The sequence below is a fragment of the Geobacillus sp. LYN3 genome, assembly GCF_003064505.1.
Taxonomy (GTDB): domain Bacteria; phylum Bacillota; class Bacilli; order Bacillales; family Anoxybacillaceae; genus Parageobacillus_B; species Parageobacillus_B toebii.
This window is the reverse complement of the sequence record NZ_QCWL01000036.1, coordinates 1-2,402: the sequence shown is the minus strand read 5'-3', so window position 1 is coordinate 2,402 and position 2,402 is coordinate 1. Positions and strand designations below refer to the sequence as shown.

At 38.1% G+C, this 2,402-nt stretch carries 3 protein-coding genes; all 3 read left to right on the top strand.

The window, feature by feature from the left end; genetic code table 11:
* On the top strand, positions 1 to 610 hold a 610-nt coding region (gene darT, locus DCC82_RS16815), incomplete at its 5' end, for a type II toxin-antitoxin system toxin DNA ADP-ribosyl transferase DarT (protein WP_108430524.1).
* Between the two features lie 13 nt (positions 611 to 623).
* Complete coding sequence (gene darG / locus DCC82_RS16810; RefSeq protein WP_097355096.1) at positions 624 to 1,658, top strand: type II toxin-antitoxin system antitoxin DNA ADP-ribosyl glycohydrolase DarG; 1,035 nt, start codon at positions 624 to 626, stop codon at positions 1,656 to 1,658.
* A gap of 500 nt (positions 1,659 to 2,158) precedes the next feature.
* Positions 2,159 to 2,402: hypothetical protein (locus tag DCC82_RS16805; RefSeq protein ID WP_108430523.1), on the top strand; the 244-nt coding region annotated here is incomplete at its 3' end.

Sequence of the window (2,402 nt, the reverse complement as noted above, 5' to 3'; positions counted from 1 at the left end):
CCATATCACCCACTATAGCAACCTTCCATCGATCCTTTGTCACGGTGGATTAGTGGCAAATAACGTGGCGAAGGTGAAAAGTGTATCGTATGTCAATATTGCGCATACACGTATACAAGCTAGGAGATCAATTATATCAGTTCCGCTTCCCCCTTATGGCACCTTGCATGATTATGTTCCTTTTTACTTTGCACCTAGGTCACCGATGTTATATGCTATTAACAAAGGACGTGTAGACGGATACACAAAAGGACAAGATGAGATTATTTATCTCGTGTCTAGGACAGATGTGATCCATCATAGAGGATTAGGTTATGTGTTTACGGATGGGCATGCCATTATGAAATTTACTGATTTTTATAACGATTTAAAGGATTTGGACAAAATCGACTGGAACGTCATGCACTCTCAATTTTGGTTTGAAACGGAAGAGGACCCCGATCGGGAAAGAAGAAGGCAAGCGGAGTTTTTAGTGTATCAATTTGTTCCTATTGATATGATTTTAGGTATCGGGGTTAAAAATGATAAAATGAAGCAAAAAGTTGAAGAGATTATGTACCAATGTCATTGCCATAAACCGATAGCTGTCCGGCCGCATTGGTACTACTGAAGGAGGTGACGCAATGATCATCCTAAAACAAGGCAATCTCTTGGAAGATGAAGCAGAAGCTTTGGTAAACACGGTCAATTGTGTCGGCGTGATGGGGAAAGGAATTGCACTGCAATTTAAGCAAGCTTATCCAGAAATGTTTTCGGAGTATGAAAAGGCTTGCCGTCGCAAGGAAGTGCAGCCAGGCAAAATGCATGTCGTTTCCACTAAATCGTTATTGAACCCAAAATATATTATTAATTTTCCTACAAAACGCCATTGGAAAAATAAATCCCGTATGGAAGATATTGAACTAGGGTTGGCGGATTTGATAAAGGTGGTTAAGGAGCTTAATATAAAGTCGATTGCGCTTCCGCCGCTTGGCTGTGGAAATGGCGGGCTTAGATGGGATGAAGTACGTCCTAAAATTGAAGCGGCTTTTAAGCATTTAAAAGAGGTGGAAGTGCATTTGTATGAGCCTGAAGGGAGCCCTAACCCTGATCAAATCAAAATACGTACAAAACCACCAAAGATGACAAGATCTCGAGCGTTATTGCTAATGTTAATGAATGATTATTCCATTCCGGGGTATAAGTTGTCATTGCTGGAAATTCAGAAGTTGGCTTATTTTCTTCAGGTTGTCGGCGAACCGATGAGATTGCGATTTGAGAAAGGAAAATACGGTCCATACGCGGACAACTTAAATCATGTGTTACTGCGTTTGGACGGTCATTTTATTCGAGGTTTTGGCGACCGCAACCGGGATGCAGAAATTTATTTACTACCGAATGTGGTACAAGAAGCTGAACAGTATTTGCAGGGGGATTCCGAGGCTGACGAACATTTAGAAAAAGTGCGGAATGTCATTCAAGGGTTTGAAACTCCATATGGGCTGGAATTGCTTTCAACTGTACATTGGGTTGTGAAAGAAAATCCGGATATAAAAGACGATATTCATTCCATTATTAAAGAAATTCATAATTGGAACGAACGAAAGCGGAAGATATTTAAAGAAACGCATATCACAAAAGCTTGGCAACATTTGAAAGGAATAGGGATGCTTAATTAATAAAAAATGCTTGTTAGATTAAGCCTTGCTCGTTCGGGGAGTGAGGCTTTTATTATCAGTGTAAACCTTAATTAGATTCTTATCCCAATCAAATAAAGATACGTCCAGACCTTTTAAAGATGACAAAATCGAATGTGATATTATGCAATATTTGTAATTTTTTCATTATATCTTATTTGGCGGCTAACGGGTAGATGAGTCAGAAAATAACGATGAAACAAACGATATACGAAACATTTTCTGTAAATTGTATTCAGATAGTAGCAAGGACATGAAAATTTACTTATTACTGTGGATATTAGTCAAAAATTTTTGTTCGATATCGAATAGGGTCCCGATTGAAAAAGCAGAGGACAAGCAAACTCCCTTAGTGTAGTATATTAGACGTTGGCATTAAATTGTACTCATACTGCTTGCCACGCTTAAATTTTAAAAATATTGCTTTATATATGTAAGGTGATTAGTGATAAAATGTAATAAAAAGAGATGGAGGCAAACAAATGAAATGGTCAGAGTTACGTAAGCAATATCCGAATCAATTTGTTTTGGTGGAGGCTATTTCGGCTTGTTCGCAAAATGGCAAACGTATCATTAAGGAAATGGCAGTGATCGACCGGTATAATAGTGTGTCTGATGCATGGAATGGTTATAAACAGCAGCACAAAACTTTTTCGGAGAAAGAATTATATATTTTTCACACAAGTAAGGAGCAAATAGAGGTAGAAGAACAATATTTTATAGGGA